14 protein-coding genes are annotated in these 20,346 nt (G+C 35.7%); 9 read left to right on the forward strand and 5 right to left on the reverse strand.

Annotated elements, in window-relative coordinates; translation table 11 throughout:
• Positions 1-96: 96 nt before the first annotated feature.
• Both ACWPWS_RS00850 and ACWPWS_RS00855 read left to right on the forward strand, forming a co-directional pair.
• Positions 97-1,005: a hypothetical protein gene (locus tag ACWPWS_RS00850; RefSeq protein ID WP_454045163.1), complete on the forward strand. Its 909-nt coding sequence runs from the start codon at positions 97-99 to the stop codon at positions 1,003-1,005.
• Between the two features lie 73 nt (positions 1,006-1,078).
• Positions 1,079-2,056, forward strand: a complete 978-nt coding sequence (locus ACWPWS_RS00855; RefSeq protein WP_309512431.1) for a polyprenyl synthetase family protein — start codon at positions 1,079-1,081, stop codon at positions 2,054-2,056.
• Between the two features lies 1 nt (position 2,057).
• On the opposite strand, the gene ACWPWS_RS00860 is transcribed toward ACWPWS_RS00855, so the two are convergent.
• Positions 2,058-2,354: a hypothetical protein gene (locus tag ACWPWS_RS00860; protein ID WP_245169862.1), complete on the reverse strand. Its 297-nt coding sequence runs from the start codon at positions 2,352-2,354 to the stop codon at positions 2,058-2,060.
• A 135-nt stretch (positions 2,355-2,489) separates the two neighbouring features.
• Here ACWPWS_RS00860 and ACWPWS_RS00865 point away from each other — a divergent pair, with 135 nt between their 5' ends.
• On the forward strand, positions 2,490-4,922 hold the full coding sequence (locus ACWPWS_RS00865) for an alpha-ketoacid dehydrogenase subunit alpha/beta (protein WP_454045164.1): 2,433 nt from the start codon (positions 2,490-2,492) through the stop codon (positions 4,920-4,922).
• Between the two features lie 112 nt (positions 4,923-5,034).
• Positions 5,035-5,670, forward strand: a complete 636-nt coding sequence (locus tag ACWPWS_RS00870) for a methyltransferase domain-containing protein (RefSeq protein ID WP_454045165.1) — start codon at positions 5,035-5,037, stop codon at positions 5,668-5,670.
• A 143-nt stretch (positions 5,671-5,813) separates the two neighbouring features.
• Here ACWPWS_RS00870 and ACWPWS_RS00875 read toward each other — a convergent pair whose 3' ends face one another.
• Entirely contained in the window at positions 5,814-6,230 is a 417-nt protein-coding gene (locus tag ACWPWS_RS00875; RefSeq protein WP_454045166.1) for a carboxymuconolactone decarboxylase family protein, read from the reverse strand.
• A 116-nt stretch (positions 6,231-6,346) separates the two neighbouring features.
• Positions 6,347-6,739, reverse strand: a complete 393-nt coding sequence (locus ACWPWS_RS00880; protein ID WP_115970618.1) for a winged helix-turn-helix transcriptional regulator — start codon at positions 6,737-6,739, stop codon at positions 6,347-6,349.
• Positions 6,740-6,905: 166 nt separating this feature from the next.
• On the opposite strand from ACWPWS_RS00880, the gene ACWPWS_RS00885 reads away from it, so the two are divergent.
• Positions 6,906-7,967 (forward strand): NADH:flavin oxidoreductase, encoded by a 1,062-nt coding sequence (locus tag ACWPWS_RS00885; RefSeq protein WP_454045167.1) that lies wholly within the window; start codon positions 6,906-6,908, stop codon positions 7,965-7,967.
• 190 nt (positions 7,968-8,157) lie between these two features.
• Here ACWPWS_RS00885 and ACWPWS_RS00890 read toward each other — a convergent pair whose 3' ends face one another.
• Complete coding sequence (locus tag ACWPWS_RS00890; protein WP_454045168.1) at positions 8,158-8,316, reverse strand: hypothetical protein; 159 nt, start codon at positions 8,314-8,316, stop codon at positions 8,158-8,160.
• A 210-nt stretch (positions 8,317-8,526) separates the two neighbouring features.
• Positions 8,527-9,729, reverse strand: coding sequence for a C1 family peptidase (locus tag ACWPWS_RS00895; protein WP_309512427.1), 1,203 nt, complete (start codon positions 9,727-9,729; stop codon positions 8,527-8,529).
• Positions 9,730-9,925: 196 nt separating this feature from the next.
• On the opposite strand from ACWPWS_RS00895, the gene ACWPWS_RS00900 reads away from it, so the two are divergent.
• The 4 genes from ACWPWS_RS00900 (at position 9,926) to ACWPWS_RS00915 (ending at position 20,201) form a co-directional block, all read left to right on the forward strand.
• Positions 9,926-10,444: an RNA polymerase sigma factor gene (locus ACWPWS_RS00900; protein ID WP_105680822.1), complete on the forward strand. Its 519-nt coding sequence runs from the start codon at positions 9,926-9,928 to the stop codon at positions 10,442-10,444.
• Between the two features lie 12 nt (positions 10,445-10,456).
• Complete coding sequence (locus ACWPWS_RS00905) at positions 10,457-12,850, forward strand: YfbK domain-containing protein (protein ID WP_454045169.1); 2,394 nt, start codon at positions 10,457-10,459, stop codon at positions 12,848-12,850.
• 61 nt (positions 12,851-12,911) lie between these two features.
• On the forward strand, positions 12,912-15,680 hold the full coding sequence (locus tag ACWPWS_RS00910; protein ID WP_454045170.1) for a hypothetical protein: 2,769 nt from the start codon (positions 12,912-12,914) through the stop codon (positions 15,678-15,680).
• A 3-nt stretch (positions 15,681-15,683) separates the two neighbouring features.
• Positions 15,684-20,201: a TonB-dependent receptor plug domain-containing protein gene (locus ACWPWS_RS00915; RefSeq protein WP_454045171.1), complete on the forward strand. Its 4,518-nt coding sequence runs from the start codon at positions 15,684-15,686 to the stop codon at positions 20,199-20,201.
• The last annotated feature ends 145 nt before the right edge of the window (positions 20,202-20,346 follow it).

A 20,346-nucleotide genomic window follows, 5' to 3' on the forward strand; every position in this document is an offset into this window, starting at 1 on the left:
CAAAATCACATCCCGAAATCTCTCATACCCATACTCACTCTCAAACCCTCTAGCTCTCCAATTCACTAGCTCACAATAAAACCCTATTTTTGTCCTATGAAAAAATTTCTTCTGATTGTTACTCTTTTTATCTTCCAGTCTGCATTTTCACAGCGGACCGACTTTCTGAAAATAAAAAAATACAGAGTAGGTTATCTTGATGATAAAATTGAGGAAACCTCAGGACTGAATATTTTAAATGGAAAGCTGTACACATTCAATGATAGTGGAAATGCTGCTGAAGTTTTTGAAATTGATAAAAAAAGTGGCGAAATTATCAGAACACTGAAAACCAATGTAATCAATACGGACTGGGAGGCTTTGGCCAATGATGGGAGAAATTTTTATATCGGAGATTTCGGAAATAATGCAGGAACCAGGAAAGATCTGATGATCTATAAAGTTCCTTACGGACGTATTGATACAGCTAATACCATTAAAATTCCCGGTTCAGAAAGAGCTTTGGATGGAACAAGAATTCTTTTTTATTATCCGGAACAGACTGATTTTACCTCTAAAAATACAAGAAATGACTTCGATGCAGAGGCCATGATCTATCTAAATGGAAAGCTGCATGTATTTACCAAAGAATGGGCTTCAAAAGCAACCTCACACTATATCGTAGATCCTGAAATTTCAGAACTGCAAAAGGCAGAAAAAATAGAAGCCTATACTACAGGTTTTGTGGTTACAGATGCCTCTTATTTTGATAAAAAGCTTTATTTAATAGGCTATACCAAGAAAACAGAAGTCTTTTTAGATATCTTTACAGAGACGGAGCCCGGGATATTTTTTAAAGAAAAACCCAAACATTATTACCTTGGAACAGCACTTTCCCTGTCACAGATTGAAGGAATAAGTGTAGATGAAACAGGAATGTATATCTCCGGAGAAAAGTTCAGATCTCCGTTGGGAACTACAAAACCCTCTTTTTATTTTATTCCGAAAGATCAACTCAAAGATTAATTTTATCTTAAAATTGAGCGAAAAAAATTATCTTTGTGAGAATTAATAATTATTCACCCAGCATTCGCAGATTGTGGCAAATACAGTAGAAGAGATTAAACGACCGATCAATGATGAAATGAAACTTTTTGAACAGAAGTTTTATGAATCAATGCAGAGTAAAGTAGCTTTATTAGATAAAGTAACCCGTTTTATTGTTACCACCAAAGGAAAACAGATGCGTCCTATGTTTGTGTTTCTTTGTGCCAAACTGGTGGGTGAAGTGACGGAAAAAACCTATCGTGGTGCTTCTATGATTGAGCTGATCCACACCGCCACTCTGGTACATGATGATGTGGTGGATGAAAGCTTTAAACGTCGTAATTTCTTTTCAATCAATGCACTGTGGAAAAATAAAATTGCGGTTTTGGTAGGGGATTACCTTTTGTCAAAGTCAGTTTTACTTTCTACAGACCATAAAGATTATGATCTGCTTGGAGTAATTTCCAGAACGATCCGTGAAATGTCCGAAGGAGAACTTCTTCAGCTGGAAAAGGCCAGAAAGCTGGATATCACTGAAGATGTGTATTATGAAATTATCCGCCAGAAAACAGCGACTCTGATTGCAGCATGCTGTGAAATAGGTGTTCTTTCCAATAATGCAGACGAAGCCCTTGCCAAAAAGATGATGGATTTCGGAACCTTTACAGGAATGGCATTCCAGATCAAAGATGATCTTTTTGATTATTTAAGTTCAAACGTGATTGGTAAGCCGGTAGGAATTGATATTAAAGAACAGAAAATGACGCTGCCTTTAATTCATACCCTGAAGGCAGCCAGCGAAAAGGATAGAAAGTACTATTTCGATACCATAAAACGTTATAATAACAATCCCAAACGTGTAAAAGAGCTTATAGAATTTGTTAAAAGCTCTGGTGGGTTGGAATATGCCATTACGGTCATGAAAGATTTCCAGCAGAAAGCGAAAAACATTCTGAATGAATTTCCGGATTCTGAAGCAAGAAAGTCGTTACATATTATGCTGGATTATGTAATTGAGCGAAAATTTTAAATTAAATAATTTTTAGGGTTACAATAATAACAGCTAGAACTATACAAAATAAAGCGATTAAAAATAAATAATCCGCAATATTCTCAAACGTGTATTCCCGCTTTGTATTTCTTGTTCTGATCGCCAGAAAAGAAAAGAAGCAGCTGCAGGCAAAAAGAATACAGGCAAATCCTGCAAATTCATCCAAATACGTACTCTGACTGATCTTAGAGATTTTCAATGAGGTAATAATAATCAGCGAAAACCCTAAAAGATTGCTTGAAGCATTCAAAATGTGAGGTGACTTTTTCTCCATCATTTACAATTTTTTTCAAAATAAAGCACAATTTTTTTTATTATCAAATTTTTAAAAAAGATTATTAAAAATTAAAATTAATTTAAAAAGTGTATATTAGCAAAATACTTGAAGATTAAAAAACTTTTTTACTTAGCTATGCAAACAACCTATATTGAAACACAGCAAATATCCTTTCAAGATTTTAAAAATCAAATACTTGAAGACTACAGGTTAGGAAGGATCTCTCGTGAAATGTCTTATCTCGGAAGGAGAGAAGTTCTTACGGGAAAAGCTAAATTTGGAATTTTTGGGGATGGTAAAGAACTTCCTCAGCTTGCAATGGCGAAAGTTTTCAGAAATGGAGACTTCCGTTCAGGATATTACAGGGATCAGACTTTTGCATTGGCAATAGATGCCTTAACAGTAGAAAGTTTCTTTGCACAGATGTATGCAGATACAAGTGTGGAAAGAGAACCTGCTTCAGCTGGAAGACAGATGAACGGGCATTTTGCAACAAGAAGTTTAAATGAAGACGGTAGCTGGAAAGACTTAACAGCTCAGAAAAATATTTCTTCAGATATTTCTCCTACAGCCGGACAAATGCCAAGATTATTGGGATTGGCTCAGGCTTCTACAATTTATAAAAGCGTAAAATTTGAAGGTTCTGAAAAATTCTCAAGAGAAGGTAACGAAATTGCTTTCGGAACTATTGGGGATGCCTCTACAGCAGAAGGACACTTCTGGGAAACGCTGAATGCGGCATGTGCTCTTCAGGTTCCTATGATTGTTTCAATCTGGGATGACGGATACGGAATTTCAGTACCTACAAAAAACCAGAGAGCAAAAGCTGATATCAGTGAAATGCTAAGCGGTTTCCAAAGAAAAGAAGGAGAAAATCAGGGATGTGAGATTATCCAGGTGAAAGCATGGGATTATCCTGCATTATTAGAGGCTTATGCTAAGGCAGAACATTTCGCAAGAACAGAAAGTGTACCGGTAGTAGTGCATGTAATTGATGTTACGCAGCCTCAGGGACACTCTACGTCCGGATCTCACGAAAGATATAAAAACGAAGAGCGTCTGGCTTGGGAAGCTGAATATGACGGTCTGGCAAAATTCAAAGAGTGGATTCTGAACTATTCTATCGATATTGATGGAAAAGAAGAAGTGATTGCTACGGCTGAAGAATTAGACGCTATTGATGAGGAAGCGAAGAAGGCAGCAAAAACAGGGCAGAAGGCAGCTTGGGAAAACTATCAGAAAGCAATTTCTGAACTTATCCAGTCTATCTTACCTTTAGTAGAAAATCTTAAAGGTCAGAATGCTGAAGTGGAAACATATATTGCTAACTTCAATAAGTTGGTTTCAAAAGCGAAGAAAGATATCTTCCATTTGGTAAGAAAAGCATTACTGGCAACAAGAGGGACAGACTCTGCAGAAAGAACTCAACTGATGCAGAAATACAATGAAGTAGCTGCTGTTGAAAAAGACAACTATTCTTCTCACTTATACTCCCAGTCTGAGTGGAAAGCAGAAAATATTCAGGAAATTAAGCCTGTTTATTCTGACAGTTCTGAAGATGTAGACGGAAGAGTCGTAATCAGAAACAACTTTGATAAAATATTTGAAAAATATCCTGAAACTTTAATCTTTGGAGAGGATACCGGAAATATCGGTGACGTAAACCAGGGATTGGAAGGAATGCAGGAGAAATACGGTGCTTTACGTATCGCTGATACAGGAATCCGTGAAGCAACGATCCTTGGACAGGGGATTGGTATGGCAATGAGAGGATTGAGACCTATCGCAGAAATCCAGTACTTAGACTATGTTCTTTACTGTCTGCAGGGAATGAGTGATGATCTTGCAACCGTACATTACAGAACAAAAGGTGGTCAGAAAGCGCCATTGATCATCAGAACAAGAGGTCACAGACTGGAAGGAATCTGGCATTCAGGTTCTCCAATGGCGGGTATTCTTAACCTTTCAAAAGGTATTTTGGTTCTTGTCCCTAGAAACCTTACGAAAGCTGCTGGATTCTACAATACAATGCTTCAGACGGACGAACCTGCGATCATCGTAGAATGTCTGAACGGATACAGATTAAAAGAAAAACAGCCTGATAACTTAGGAGAATTCACTGTGCCTGTAGGGAAGATTGAAGTAACAAAAGAAGGAAAAGACGTTACGTTGGTAACTTACGGTTCTACATGGAGAATTGTAACAGAAGCAGCTAACGAATTGGAAAAACTGGGAATTTCTGCAGAAGTGATTGATATCCAGTCATTGATTCCTTTCGATTTATCTCACGAAATTGCTGAAAGTGTTAAGAAAACCAACAGATTAGTAGTGATTGACGAAGATGTGGAAGGAGGTACTACAGGATTTATCTTACAGCAGATCCTTGAAAAACAAAAAGCATTCAGATACCTGGATTCAGATCCGTTGACGATTTCTGCCAATGATCACAGACCTGCCTATGCAAGTGATGGTGACTACTTCAGCAAGCCGTCTACAGATGATATGGTAGAAAAAATCTACGCAATGTTTAATGAAACAAATCCTCAGAAATATCCTGCGATATTCTAATTGGGATTTTAGATACATTTTAAAACCGCTTCTTTTTGGGAGCGGTTTTATTTTATGATGTAAGCACTAAAATTTGTAGATTTGATAGGAGAATGTCTTTTTAAACTTTTACATGAAAATAACTCAACTCGTTATCCTGTTCAATTATAAGAAAATAGTACTTGGAATTTTAATCTCATTATTTCTTTTTATATTGTCTTTTCAGATTAATTCATCCTTATGGATCATATTATTAAGAAGTTTTGGAATTCTTATTGTTTTAAACATATTAGCTTCAATTGCTGCATCTTATATACTTTATGATAATTCTGATCTATATGAATTGAAGGGATTAAATGAGTTTCTGGATTGGGGGAAAATTGAAAATGCAGTTGTAATTCATGCAAGCTTTGATCCTTTATCAAGAAAACTGGAAGAGAAATATGATCATGTAAAATTCACTGTTTGTGATATTTATGGAAACAGACATGAACATGAAAATGGAATTGAAGTTTCAAAGAAAATGTTTCCTCCTAATCCTAAAGAAATAAGAATTTCCCCTGATACTTTACCTTTTGAAAACGAATCACAAGACATTATTCTGGCAGTCACAGCACTTCACGAGATTCTCGATCATCAGAAAAGAGTTTTGTTTTTTAAAGAAGCTAAAAGAATATTAAAGAAAGGAGGTTTGATCATTATATCAGAGCAGTTTAGGGATGTTACCAATTTTATATTTTTTAATATCGGAGCTTTTCTCACTTTTTAAGTCAGAAACAATGGGAAAAATCAATTTCACCAGCAGAATTGGAAATAATGGAAAATATGAAAATCACTCCTTTTGCCAATATGTTGATTTTGAAGAAAAATTAGAATCATAATTCATAAATTACTTCTGCTGGGTTATACATTTTAATCCTTTTCAGCCAAAGTAATCCTTAGTTTATTCAAAGTATTCATCAGCGTTATACTTGCTGTCAGTTCTACAATTTCCCGCTCTGTAAATTGCTCTATCAGTTTTGCTTTTATTTGTTGCCAATCATCTTTACTGTAAATAATAGCTTCAGCCCATTCTAAAACAAGCTTTTGTTCGTCAGTGAAGGCATTGGTATATTTCCAGCCTGGAAGCCTGTTAATAACGTCCTGTTCAAAGCCGAAACTAGAAAGTTCTTTAGCATGATAGCTGCAGCAATAGGCACAGCCATTGATTTGTGAGACGCGTAACTCTACCAAAGCGATCAGTTTTTCATCAATACCAGATTTTCGGATGCTATTGTGGGCTTTGTATAGGTTTCCAATGGTTTCTTTTGCAATTTCTTTGTAATTCATAGTGAAATATTTTCTGCAAATTTGCATCAGAAATGGCTTTGAACCTATATGCTTACCTTTTCGTTATATATTTACCTTTTTGAAAGTGAGCATAAGGATAAATGCAAAAAAAGCCATCAAACATTGACAGCCTTTTTATTTTTTATATCTTCATTCAAGAAAGCACAATCTTTATCTTCATGCTGTCCTTTCACCTGATATTTAGCTTCCCACTCTTCCAGTAAATATAAAATAGGTAATAAAGCCAATCCTTTTTCTGTGAGAGAATATTCCACTCGTGGAGGCAGTTCTTTAAACTCTTCACGGATAACCAGTCCGTCCGTTTCCATCTCCCTCAATTGATCAGTCAAGACCTTTCTGGAAATGACATTAATGCGTACTGCCAGTTCCCCGAAACGTAACTTCCTGTCTTTAATAACCAGAACAATAATGGGCTTCCATTTGCTTCCCAAAGCGGCCATTGCCTTGCCCAGAGGGCAGCTGTATTGCATCAATTCATTCTTTTTCATAAGGAGATCTTTATTTTAAACAGCATATAAAACCAAAGTTTCATACGTTACTTTGATGTTACTAATGTAAGTTACTGCGAAGTTACCACTATTTTTTTAATAAAAGATACAAAAGTGAACTATTATTAGTTACTTTGTGTAACAATTATAAAATGTAAATTTAAATATGAGCACATCATCATTATTTAAACCGTTTCAATACAAGAATCTACAGCTTAAAAATAGAATAGTAATGGCTCCTATGACCAGAGCACAATCTGACAATGGAGTTCCCACTCAGAATATTGCAGACTATTACGGAAGGAGAGCTGCTTCAGAAGTAGGATTAATTCTTTCTGAAGGAACTGTGATTAACAGACCAGGATCAAAAAACCTGCAGAATATCCCGGATTTCTATGGAACAGAAGCTTTAAACGGCTGGAAAAATGTAATCGATACTGTACATCAGAATGGAGGTAAAATGGGTCCTCAGATCTGGCATGTAGGAGATACAAGAATGTCTGAAGACTATCCGTTAGTTCAAATGGAAAAAGCTTCAACAATGACGATTGAAGATATTCAGGACACCATTGCACAGTTTGCAGCTTCTGCAAAATCAGCAAAAGATCTTGGTTTCGATTGTATTGAAATCCATGGAGCACATGGTTATCTTATCGATCAGTTTTTCTGGGAAGTAAGCAATACAAGAACAGATGAATATGGTGGTAAAACACTAAAAGAGAGAAGCAGATTTGCTGTAGAAGTTGTAAAAGCTATCAGAGCAGCAGTAGGAGAGGATTTCACCATTATTATCCGTCTTTCACAATGGAAACAGCAGGATTATAAAACCAGACTGGCATTTACTCCTAATGAAATGGAAGACTGGTTATTACCCTTAAAAGAAGCAGGTGTAGATATTTTCCACTGTTCACAGCGTCGTTTCTGGGAACCGGAATTTGAAGGTTCTGATTTAAACTTTGCAGGATGGGCTAAAAAAATTACCGGACAGCCAACCATTACAGTAGGTTCTGTAGGCTTGAACGGAGATTTCCTTAATGCATTTGCAGTTGAGGGAACAGAAAAAACAGATCTTACAGAACTGATCAGAAGACTTGATAATGAAGAATTTGATCTTGTTGCAGTAGGAAGAGCCATTTTACAGGATCACCAATGGGTACAGAAGATCAAAGAAGGAAACACTGAAGCTCTTCTGGATTTCTCAGCAGAAAGTATGGGCGTTTTATTTTAATATCAATCAGGAATGGTGAATTCGCTTTCGTGGTCAATTTTTTAACAGCATAATTTATTGACTTGCGAAGCTGAATTGACAATTCTGTCTGGTATTAAATCAGCATAATTCACTTTATTTTATATTTAATTTTCACCTATTTATTAAAGAATCGGCTTTCAGGATTTCCTGAAAGCCGATTTTTATAAGTCTATGGACAGCCTATAGAATCCTGAACACATCTCCAGCGGGGAGGAATTCCGTTGCTGCCTGGAATATAGCAAGCTGTAGTTCCTTCCGGACATTCCGGAGCATTTCCTCCGATGATGCTCTTTAAATCTGACTTTAATAATCTTCTTAGATTTTTCATAGGTAATAATTTGTTGATTTATACAAATATAATATTTTTTGGAAGCCAGACAAGAGTTTATACTCCAATGTGAGTTTTTATAAATACCTCTTCATGGAAAGAAATGCTTCAGAATAAAAACAAACCCGCTCCGGAATTTCCGGAAGCGGGTTTTAACAGATTTAAATATCTAAAACTGCCCTTTAAAAATGGCAGAAATGATTTCTTTTCTTACAAACCAATGTTCTTCGTTGGTTTCAGTTGCTTTAAAATGTTTTTTGGGATTGCATTTTTGTGAACAAGAATTGCCGTTGATTTATATTCAACATAAGGTCTTGTTACATAAAGATATCCGGCAAAATCATTGGTTACACCCCATGAGTTTTTCACCATATAATATTCTTTACCCGTCTGGTCTTTTGCCAAACCTACAATGTGCATACCGTGGTCATCCGTTGTAGAAAGATTGTTAAGGGCTTTCTGACGCATATCTTCAGTAATGGTTTTATCTTTTTTAGGCTCTGTGAACAAAGTCTGTTTGTTTTCTGCTGTAATTTGATCAAGATCCATGTCCGGAACGTAAGCTACCCCGTTTTTGTAAGAGAAATAAGGCTCGGAAACGTCAGTTGCCCAACCTACAGAATATCCTTTAGTTACCGCATTGTCGATGATCGCTGTAAGATCTTTCATCGGAATATTCCAGTCAGAATCGTGGCTCCAGTTATCAGGAATTGGAACTACAAATTTCTCATAATATGCATAATCTTTGTAAGAAGATAATTCTACATAATCTTCAGGGTTGATTCCTACTACTTCTTTAGCAAATGTTTTAGGAGTATAGTTTTTCCCTTCATACGTAAAGTTAGCAGGTATTTTTCCTAAATACTCATCAAGAATTGCATCTACAGAATCCATCCAGTTATCGGTCAGTTTCCCTTTTGAAGAAGCTTGAACAAGGCTGTCAAGAACCGGCTTCAGTTTCCCTTGCATTTCCTTGAAGTTGTTGGTAGTCTGTCCCGATTTTAATCCTGTATACGCATCCTGAGGAACTGCTCCGTACTTCTTGTACATATTAATAACATCGTGAAGCTCTCCTCCGTCACCCCAGCTGATTGCGCCATTATTCAAAACATATAATTTTGCTTTATCATGGTAAGAATTTCTTGCTGTAAAAATTTCGGCAAGATCTACAGGTTTTTTGCCCATTCTCTGCATTTCAGATTCAAGGAAAGAATTTCCGGAGTAGCTCCAGCAAGTTCCTGATGAACCCTGGTTTTTTACAGAAGTTGCGCCAACGTCTTTTAACGTTGTGAACTGAAAATTAGCATTTTGAGATTGGTTGTTTTTTAACTTGTTAATCAAGTCATCTTGGGCAAACATCATACTTCCTGCAGACAAAACAAAAAGTAATGATGCAATTTTGGCATTTTTCATTACTATAAAAAGATTATTTGTATTAATAGTCGTTGATAATAGAGATTTGTTACAGATGGAAAAGTTAAATTTGAAATGAAAAAAATATCAAATGGCTGATCTGAAAATTGGCTTTCTCAATATTTTAACAAAAAAGTTGACCATGTTTCCAACCCCAAGAAAAGTTTATGCATCTATAATAGTATAACTCCTGACTATGGAACAAGAATTATTATTGGAATGCCAGCGTAGCGACCGCAATGCCCAGCGGAAGGTTTACGAGAAAATGGCGGGCAGGCTTTACGCAGTCTGCAGACGCTATTTGAAAAACGATGAAGATATAGAAGAAGTATTGGCTGATACGTTCTATAAAATTTTCACGAAAATTACTCAGCTTCAGAACCCCGAAACCTTTGAAGCATGGGCCAGAAAAATAACAGTAAACGAATGCCTGCAGAAATTAAGAACCAATAAAGGACTCTTTATTTCCCTGGAAGAAAACTTCATTGATCATTCCGAGGGAACTACAGAAAATCTTTCTCTGGAAAAAGATATTCTCAGTTTACTGAATTTTCTCCCGGAAGGCTGCAGAGCCATCTTTAATCTTTTCGCTATTGAAGGATATCCCCATAAGGAAATTGCAACCATGCTTTCCATCAGCGAGGGTACATCAAAATCCCAGCTCAATTTTGCACGAAAAAAGCTGCAGGAACTTTTAGTGAATCAAAACATTTAAACTTTTACAACAATGGAAAATAATCATATAGATCAACAATTCAATGAAGCCTCTAAGCTTTCTGAAGAACCAACCGTTTTTCCTGGTTTTGAAAAAGTATGGGATAAGATTGAAGAAAAATTAGATAAAAAAGAAGAAAAAAAGAGAATGATTCCTCTTTGGCTGCCGTATGGTATTGCTGCAAGCCTGGTGATTGGTTTAGGTGCCCTTTATTTTATGAATAAAAAAGAAACTGCAGAGCCTTTAAAACCTGTCATTGCAGAAAATACAACTTCAAGAGGTCCGATTACCCAAACGGATATTGCAAAAATAGATCGGAAAATAAAAGATAACATCAGAAAAGAAGAGTTGTCTTTACCGAGTCCTATTGTTCACCAGCCTACACCCGTTGAACCCGTAGATCCTTATATATTACGAGCCTCTCATGGTACATCACAAGTAGAAGCTCCCGGTAAAATAGTAACATCCTTACCAAAAATATACAACGACACCTTGAAAACAAAACAGATTGATGAAATTGTGGTAATGGGATATTCAAAAAAAGTTAAAAGAAGTTATGTGACAGCATCCAATACAGTTACAAGCACCTCTGTCAGCAACTTACCACAGGCTACTGTTTATCAATCGTTGCAGGGAAAAGTAGCAGGGATACAAATCAGTACATCCGGAGGAAATCTGGGGAGTAATATCACTCAGGGATATATTGATAACAATCAGCTGCGGATTAGAGGAACATCTTCTGTAACAGCAGGAAATAAAGCACTGGTTGTTGTAAACGGAGTATTGACAAGTGAGGAGATTTTCAGAAAATTAGATCCTAACAAAATTGAAAGTGTCAATCTTTTAAAAGAAAACACAGCTGCAGCACTTTATGGAAGCAGATCAGCAAATGGAGTTATTGTAGTGACTACCAAAGATCTTTCAAGAAGAGAAAGAAAAAAACTGAAAAAGCTGCAGGATGAAATTAATAGTCAACAGCAGATTACACCGGTTGCACAAAATAATGAAAGCTATGATGCTTTTATTGAAAACCCTTTTGAACTAACTCGCAGCCAGCCATTATCTACTTTCTCTATTGATGTTGATAATGCTTCTTATTCCAATGTAAGAAGAATGATTAATAATGGACAGGCAGTTGATAAAAATGCTGTAAGAATCGAAGAAATGGTTAATTACTTTAGATATGATTATCCTCAGCCTAAAAACGGAGAACCTTTCTCGATCAATACAGAATACAGCGATTCCCCATGGAATCCAATGCATAAATTGCTTAAAATAGGACTTCAGGGAAAAAATATCCCGATGGATCATCTGCCTGCATCAAATCTTGTTTTCCTTATCGATGTTTCAGGGTCAATGGATGAAGAAAACAAATTACCATTGTTGAAGTCTTCCTTTAAAGTTTTGCTGAATCAGCTCAGACCTAAAGATAAAGTAGGAATTGTAGTATATGCAGGAAGCGCAGGAATGGTGCTGCCACCTACCTCAGCCGGAGAAAAAGATAAGATTATTGAAGCTTTAGATCACCTTCAGGCGGGAGGAAGTACTGCAGGAGGAGAAGGTATTGAACTGGCCTATAAATTAGCACAGGAAAATTTTGTAAAAGAGGGCAACAACCGTGTTATTATTGCTACAGACGGAGATTTCAATGTAGGAATGTCTTCCACTTCAGATCTTCAAACGCTGATTGAAGCTAAAAGAAAATCAGGAGTCTTTTTAACATGTTTAGGTTTTGGAATGGGAAATTATAAAGATAATACCCTGGAAACGCTTGCAGATAAAGGCAATGGAAATTATGCCTATATTGATAATATGCAGGAAGCCAATAAATTTTTAGGGAAAGAATTTGCAGGAAGTATGTATGCCATAGCCAAAGATGTAAAGATTCAGATTGAATTCAATCCTAAATTGGTAAAATCTTACCGTTTAATAGGATATGAAAACAGAAAACTGAGAAATGAAGACTTTATCAACGATAAAATAGATGCCGGAGAATTGGGAAGCGGGCACACAGTAACTGCTTTGTATGAGGTGATTCCAGCAGATGTAAAATCACACTTTATTCCCATGGACAATGATCTGAAATATACCCAGAATACCTCTTCGAAAGAATTTGGAGATGAACTGGCTACGATAAAATTCAGATATAAAAAGCCAGATGGAGACAAAAGCATTGAGATAACTAACGTGATTAAAAAAGAAAATAAATCTTCGGCAAGCCCTGATTTTAAATTTGCTTCTTCAGTGGCATGGTTCGGACTGGTACTAAGGAATTCTGAACTGATTACGAAAAAAGACCTTTCAGATATTGACAACCTCGCCAAACAAGGCAAAAGTAAAGATGAAGAAGGCTATCGATCAGAATTTATAAGGATGATAGAAAGTTATAAAACAGTTCAAAAATAATTTGTAAAAGAAATTTCCCCGGAAATTTCTTTTATTATACTATTAAACATACTAATTACCGATGAAAAAGAATTATTTGCTGTTATTACCGTTTACCATTAGCTTATTACAGGCACAAAACTCACAATTGTATTATTCCGGAAAATTTTTAACACCTAAAGATAGAGTACAGAACTTTTTAAAGATTCACAATAAAAACAGCGGCATTTATGAACTGACTGATGAGGAAGGATTTGCAATCATTGCTGCTAAACCTTATGATACCTTAGTGTGGAATCAGGGTAAAAACATTCACGTTATTTCTACCTATGAACTCAGAGAATTAAGAGCTATTCTGGAAAGTCAGACAGAAAAGAAAAATGTAGAAAATATTTACAGCAAAGCCTATGATACTTTGGTTTCAAAGGAAATTAAAGATGATTTCAGTATTGAAAAAACAAAGACCCGATTAAGTAAAAAATCACACTCTTATTTTAATCTGATAAGAAAATTAAAGCAAAAGAATGACAGTGTTTATACTGTTAAAAGGCTTGATAATAGAATGTTAATGTTTAACGGGAGCTTTACGACCTCTTTTGATATTAAAAACAGAAATGCGGTTCCGGCAACGCAGAGTAGATATGTTCAGGGAAGATCAGAAAACGGAAACCTTGTCTGGAAGGGACCTGAAACCCATGAGATGTTCAGTTTCGGACCCGATATTTCTACATTGGGATTTAATGGATTGCCTTATGAATATGATCAGAACGGAAAATTAATCCCCTGGGTTGATGGTCTTCAGCATGCACGGAAATATAAAAACGACATTTTTAAAACTACAGTAGGATACAATAATCAGTTGAACGTAAATGCTTTTATACAAGATGGGTACAACGAGAAGATCCGGCTTTCCCTGAATCTGGGGCAGCAGAAAAATCAAATGTATTTTATCGATCAGTTTGATATCGCGAATAGTTTTAAAGCAAAACTGAATACAGAATTAGGAGGATATACTATCAATCTTGCTTTTAATTATGAAGAAGATAAAGCAACCAATACCAATAGGATTGGGCTGTTCAATAAGGCTTATCAGAATTCACTGCTAACACCGGTTTCCTTTTCCAATGAACAGAATACTTTTCTGAACAATGGCTCTCAGAGAAGCTACAGCCAATATGCAGACAATCCTTCATTTCTTTTTGAGCAGGACAGCAAATACCGTTATCAGAACCGTGAAAGATGGTTTAGTCTTAATGTAATAAAAAACTGGGATCATTTTAAAGTGAATATCAGCCAGTCCTACGAAAAAAATACCATCTGGAATCTTGATCAGTACAAACCTTCTTCGTATGGTTTTAGCAATGGAGTATTGAATGAAAGAACTCAAAACAGCAGTGCGTATCATTCCAATATATTAGGTTCCTATACATTGGGAGACTATGATTTTAAAAATATTTTCAGCCTGAATTTTATTTTAAATGATAGAAAATCTGATATTTATAACAGTTTTATCAATCAACGATCTCTCTATCAGAGAACTTCACAGGACCATATTTTTAATTATAATATGGAGATTCGCAATTATGATTTTGAAGCAGGTGTTAATCTGGGGAATGCATTTTATATTTCCAATACCTCTCTTAAAAATAATTATTGGCTGCCAAAAGCGAATTTCTATTTAAAATTTAATGAGATTTTCGATTGGTATAATTATAATTTTAAGTTACTGGGAAGTTATACTCAATTGAGCTCAGAACCGGAAATTACAAGATCCTACGCTTCTTATGCTACAACTTTGCTGAATGCAGAAAACTATAATCAATATTTCCCGGTACAGGAAGTTGAAAGTTTCAAAGGATTATCCAACATCAATTCCAGAGAATGGAAAGTAGGAGCCATGCTGAATATTGGTTATCATATAAATTTGGATGGAGAATATTTCAACAGAAAAAATACAGATGATCTGTTTCCTGTTTTTGAAAATAATCAGTTGAAGCTAAAGAATATTGCAGACCATACGTACAGCGGATATGAATTCAATTTTGCTTACAACCGATTACGTCTTGGCTATCATATTTTTACCAACCATAAAGTTTCATTTTTCAAATATAAGGACATTGTAGACCGCATCGCTCCAGGATATCAGAATCTGGCTGTTTCAGGATTTAAAGACATTTATAAAACATTGTCAGAAGGCCAGGCTTTGGGAGCAGTGATGGGAAGTTATTTTGAGAGAAATGCAGCAGGACAACTAATTATTGATGAGTCTGGGTTCCCTAAAAAAGCCAATGGAATGAAAATTATTGCAGATCCTACACCGGATTTTGTAATGAAATTCAATCATAGTTTTACCTATAAAAATCTATCCTTAGATATCAACTGGGAGTGGAAAAAAGGTGGTCAGCTCTGGAACGGAACCCAGGCTGTTCTTGATTATTATGGACGTTCTTCCGATTCCGGAGACCAGAGAAATAGTAAAAATTATATTTTCCAGGGTGTACATGCCAATGGAAGCATCAACCAGATTCCTGTTGATTTCTATGATCCCAGCCGGAATGTTCAGGAAAACAGATGGTTGAGATATGGCTATCTGGGAGTAGCGGAAAGCTATATTCAAAAGGCAGATTACATAAGAATCAACAATATTTCACTGTCTTCCAATTTTCCGATTAACTATGGAAATCAGAATCTTAAGCTGACTTTTTACGTGAATAATCTAATGCTTTGGCAAGCCAATAAAGGTGCAGATCCCAATCAGAATTTTTATGATATGGATAATGGGAGAGGATTGGATTTTTTCAACCTTCCGTCATTTAAAACATTTGGATGCATTGTTTCACTCAAATTTTAACCCATGAATTTCAAATTTATATCAAACTATATCATCTTGCTGAGCTTATTATTCTCAACTTTTTCTGTGAAAGCCCAGCAGTCATTTCAGGATTTTGAAAAAGAAAAAACTTACATTCAGACCAATCATGTTTTTTATAAACCTGGTGAGGAAATGTATTTTAAAATATATGTGGTAAAAGGAACTCATAATCGTCCGGTAGAAGAAAGCAGAGTTGTTAATTTTGAAATTGTTGATCCGGCAGGAAGCATTTTGAAAAAAATGAAATATGAAATTACCAATGGCTATGCTCAGGGCTATTTCTATTTTGATGAAGATATGAAAGGCGGGATTTATAAAATCAGAGCTTTTACCAATTGGATGCAGAATGAAGTAGGGAAAAATACCTTTGAAAAAGAAATTACCCTCCAGAAAATAGTTTCTCCCAGGATTTTAATGAAACTCGATTTTCCTAAAAAAGGATATGGACCTGGTGATGAGGTGACAGCCGATTTCTCAATGAGAAGTCTGAGTAACCTTCCCATTCCTTTTTATGAAGCAGATTATACCGTAATGCACAATGGGGAAACCGTTTCAGAAGGGAAACTGATTACCGATAAAGAAGGTAAGAAAATAGTAACCTTTACGCTTCCTGAAGTGTTGAAATCCTCTGATGCACTGTTGAATATTAAAGTGAATTTTGATGGATTTACAGAATCTATTTCCAGAAACATTCCGATTGTTCTGAATAATCTTGATGTGAAATTTTTACCTGAAGGAGGAACTTTTATCAATGGAATAGAACAAAATATAGCCTTTAAAATTCTCGATGAATTTGAAAAACCTGTAGATGCTGTCCTGGCTGTTTACAATCAGAATCATGAAAAATTAAAAGAAATTTCAGCCTACAATTTCGGGATGGGAAGTTTCCATTTTACTCCTAAAAAGGGAGAATCCTACTATGCAAAAGTGAGTAAACCGGAAAATATAAACCAGATTTTTAATTTTCCTGAAGCAAAGAATGACGGATTGGTTTTAAATATTCAAAATGAAAATAAAAAACTGAATTTTACCATCACTTCAACTCAGGAAAAAACGATTACTCTTCAGGGAAGTTTCCGCGGAAAAGAAATATATTCTAAAACTCTTACCTTAAAAAATGGAAGCAATTCATTGGAAATTGATGAGAAAAAATTTCCTGTGGGAATCTGCAGGTTTACGGTTCTTGACCATACTCTTCCTATTGCAGAACGTATTGTTTTTACCAATAAAGTGAACCAGCTGAATATAAAGGTTAACCCTGTAAAACAACATTATCTGCCCAGAGAAAAAGTGATCCTGAATATTGAAACAACCGATGAAAACAACAGCCCGATTCCGGCTAACCTTGGATTGAGTGTGGTGGATGATAAGTTATGGACCTATTCCGATGATAAACAGAATCACATTGTTTCCTGGCTTCTGATGGACTCTGAGTTGAGAGGGAAAATTGAAAAACCCCAGTTTTATTTTGATAAAAAAGAAAAAAAAGCCGATAAAAGTTTAGATCTTGTCATGCTCACAAATGGCTATAGATACTTCGAACTCATCCCGGAGGTTTTAAAAACCAATAAATACAAATACCTTCCTGAAAAGAAAAACTCAATCTATGGAATTGTGGAAGATGAGAATAAAAAACCAGTAAAAGCAGAGGTTTTTCTCTTGGATACAAGTGGTAGAAAAATCCTTAAACAGACGGTCTCTGAAAATGGAAAGTTCTATTTTTCGGATCTTAATGCAGGCAATGAACATAAAATTATTGCCAAATCTTTTCAGCCTAAGCATCTGGTGAAAATCAGGATTTTGTCTTATAACCTGGATATTAATCCTTTAACAAAGCAAAATCTTTCCCATATAGATGTAGAAGAAATTGTAAAAGAAGCTGAAAAAAAAGAAAAAGCATTAAAAGAAAACAAGAACAACACCAGCCCGCTGAGTAATTCTGGTCATTCCAGAAAAGATACTGTTACGAATAAAAACATTGAAGAAGTTGTTGTATTAGGGTATAGTTCAATGGCGAAGAAGAGTAATACCATGTCGTCGACTACAATAACATCTACTACAGAGATTCAAAACCCCAATGTAGCTTCTTTGTTGAATGGGAAAGTTGCAGGACTCGTCATCAGTACCGGACAGCCGGGAACGGGAGCACAGATCCATATCAGAGGATCAGTCTCTATGACCAATAAAAGTCCATTATTCATTATTGATGGTGCTCCTGTAGAAAATTTCAATACTACCATCAACCCGAATGATATCAATAGCATCACTGTTCTTAAAGATGCTGCAGCGACTGCTATTTATGGAAGCAGGGCTGCAAATGGAGTGGTGATTGTGAATTCATATAAAAACAGCAGCTCAAAAATCAGATTTGATATTACCCCGAAATCTTATCTTGCCATAGAAGCGCTGCCTTATGAACGACTTGTTTCTTATGCAGGATCAAGAGAATTTGTGTATCCTGAATATAAGACCACCAATACCTCTTACCGTTTTGATTATAGAGAAGCTCTTTACTGGAATCCTGTAGTAGAAACCGATAAAAACGGAAAGGCAAAAGTGGAATTTTATAATTCAGATGCCAATTCTACCTTTAGAATTATAACAGAAGGTATTGCTGCATCAGGACTTGTAGGGAGAGATGAAACAACTTATGCTGCTCAGAGTCTCATTTCAATAGACAGCAAAATCCCACAATACCTGACGAGAACCGATCAGATGACCATTCCTGTTGTTATTAAAAATAATTCCTCTGAAATCAGGAAAATGACCATGGACGTGATTGTTCCCAATCATGTAAGGCTGCTGCAGTCTGACAGTTTGATTACCCTGAAACCACTGGAATCAGGAAGGTTATTTGTTAAAATACAGACCGATGAAATCATAGATTCCTATATTCAGTTTACCATAAGATCCGGAGATTTCAGAGAAACAATGATCCTTCCGTTTAAAGTTGAAGAAAAAGGATTTCCCCATCAGTTTTCCATTATCAATAACAAAACAGAAGAGATAAAAATCAATATTCCGGAATATATCAATGGAAGCTTATTTTCCTCATATTATGTATTTGAAAGCACTGCTTTGCAATTGTTTGATAACCTGGCACAATTGAAGAAAGAACCATACGGATGCTTTGAACAGCTTTCCTCAACGGTGTATCCTAATATTTTTATTCTGGATTATTTGAAATCAAGTAAAAAAATAAATACAGCAACAGAAAATGAAGTCATTAAAAATATGAAAAAAGGCTTCCAGAAAATGTTGAGTTATAAAAATAAAGATGGAGGATTCGGGTATTTCAACAGCGAAGAATCGGATGTATCCCTTTCAGCGTTTGCATTATTAGAATTTACGGATTTAAAAAAGTATGTAAATCCCGACGCTAAGCTTATTCATGGGCTTTCCTCATTTATCTTATCAAAGAAAAACGGAAATGGTCTGTTTGAGGTGAGAAGAGGTTATGAATCCAAAAGAGATTTTTCCGAATATTCCTGGTCGAGAAATATGTACGTGGTCTATGCTTTATCCAAACTGGGCCTCAAAAATGAAATTGAAGATTCCTTTAAAGTGATGATGAAAAGAGCTTTAGCCACAAAAGACTCTTATCAGCTGGCGTTGCTTGCCAATGCAGCGGCTCATTTAGGTAAGCAGGCAGAATATGATGATTTGATGAAGATTCTTGATCAGCAATATGAATCAAAGAAAATTAAATCCCAAATCACTTTTACGGGCTCATGGGGAATGTCAGCCGATGCCGAAACCCTTTCCCTGTATATTATGGCACTTCAGAAAGATGAAAAACTCAACCAGTTGAAAATAGCAGAAGCTGCAGATCTATTAATCAGTTTCAATGGATATTATGGATTCGGATCTACTCAGGCAACAACATTAGCAGTACAGGCGCTGTCCGAATTTTTCTCTAAAAATGAGAAGCTATTTGGGGTTGAAAGACCGGTTATCACTATCAATAAGGCCAATACTTCACCCATAATAAGCCTTTCATCAGCATACAAAGCGGGTGAAAATACAATCAATATTCATTATCCAACTAAAAATGGACTGCCTTATAAACTGGAATATCAATATTATACACTACAGGCACCTGAAAGTAAGGATATCCCTCTTATCATGGACACAAAGCTAAAATCCGGAAGATCCAAAGTAGGAGAAACCAGGAGAATGACTGTTACCATTAAAAATAAAATAAATGGCCAGCTACCCATGACCATAGCAAAAATTGGTATTCCTGCAGGGTTGACTCTTCAAAATGCTTTATTGAAAGATCTGATAGATAAAAAGCAGGTTTCTTACTATGAAATATTTGATAATTATCTGGTGCTGTATTGGGAACATTTCAATGCAGAAGAGACGAAAACTATCAATCTTGATCTTAAAGTAGAGTTTGCAGGAAGCTACACAGGAAAATCAAGCAATGTTTATCTCTATTACATGCCGGAAGCAAAATATTGGAATCAAGGAATCACAACGAGTATTGAACCATAATTTTTCTCCTTGTCAAGGTTTAAAACCTTGACAAGGAGAAAAAACTGGCTATAAGAAAGCAACATTTAAAAAGAGAAGGTAAGTTTAAAATGACTTCTGGAAGCTGGATACAACAGAATTCGATGACCAAAACTGAAAAGAAGCA

Source organism: Chryseobacterium sp. Marseille-Q8038 (genome assembly GCF_965111995.1).

Bases quoted from the DNA above. Each gene is read 5' to 3' on its own strand.
- ACWPWS_RS00860 (WP_245169862.1), bottom strand. From the start codon at position 2,354: ATGATGGAGAAAAAGTCACCTCACATTTTGAATGCTTCAAGCAATCTT.
- ACWPWS_RS00865 (WP_454045164.1), top strand. From the start codon at position 2,490: ATGCAAACAACCTATATTGAAACACAGCAAATATCCTTTCAAGATTTT.
- ACWPWS_RS00915 (WP_454045171.1), top strand. From the start codon at position 15,684: ATGAATTTCAAATTTATATCAAACTATATCATCTTGCTGAGCTTATTA.
- ACWPWS_RS00910 (WP_454045170.1), top strand. From the start codon at position 12,912: ATGAAAAAGAATTATTTGCTGTTATTACCGTTTACCATTAGCTTATTA.
- ACWPWS_RS00880 (WP_115970618.1), bottom strand. From the start codon at position 6,739: ATGAAAAAGAATGAATTGATGCAATACAGCTGCCCTCTGGGCAAGGCA.
- ACWPWS_RS00885 (WP_454045167.1), top strand. From the start codon at position 6,906: ATGAGCACATCATCATTATTTAAACCGTTTCAATACAAGAATCTACAG.
- ACWPWS_RS00905 (WP_454045169.1), top strand. From the start codon at position 10,457: ATGGAAAATAATCATATAGATCAACAATTCAATGAAGCCTCTAAGCTT.
- ACWPWS_RS00890 (WP_454045168.1), bottom strand. From the start codon at position 8,316: ATGAAAAATCTAAGAAGATTATTAAAGTCAGATTTAAAGAGCATCATC.
- ACWPWS_RS00895 (WP_309512427.1), bottom strand. From the start codon at position 9,729: ATGAAAAATGCCAAAATTGCATCATTACTTTTTGTTTTGTCTGCAGGA.
- ACWPWS_RS00875 (WP_454045166.1), bottom strand. From the start codon at position 6,230: ATGAATTACAAAGAAATTGCAAAAGAAACCATTGGAAACCTATACAAA.
- ACWPWS_RS00870 (WP_454045165.1), top strand. From the start codon at position 5,035: ATGAAAATAACTCAACTCGTTATCCTGTTCAATTATAAGAAAATAGTA.
- ACWPWS_RS00850 (WP_454045163.1), top strand. From the start codon at position 97: ATGAAAAAATTTCTTCTGATTGTTACTCTTTTTATCTTCCAGTCTGCA.
- ACWPWS_RS00900 (WP_105680822.1), top strand. From the start codon at position 9,926: ATGGAACAAGAATTATTATTGGAATGCCAGCGTAGCGACCGCAATGCC.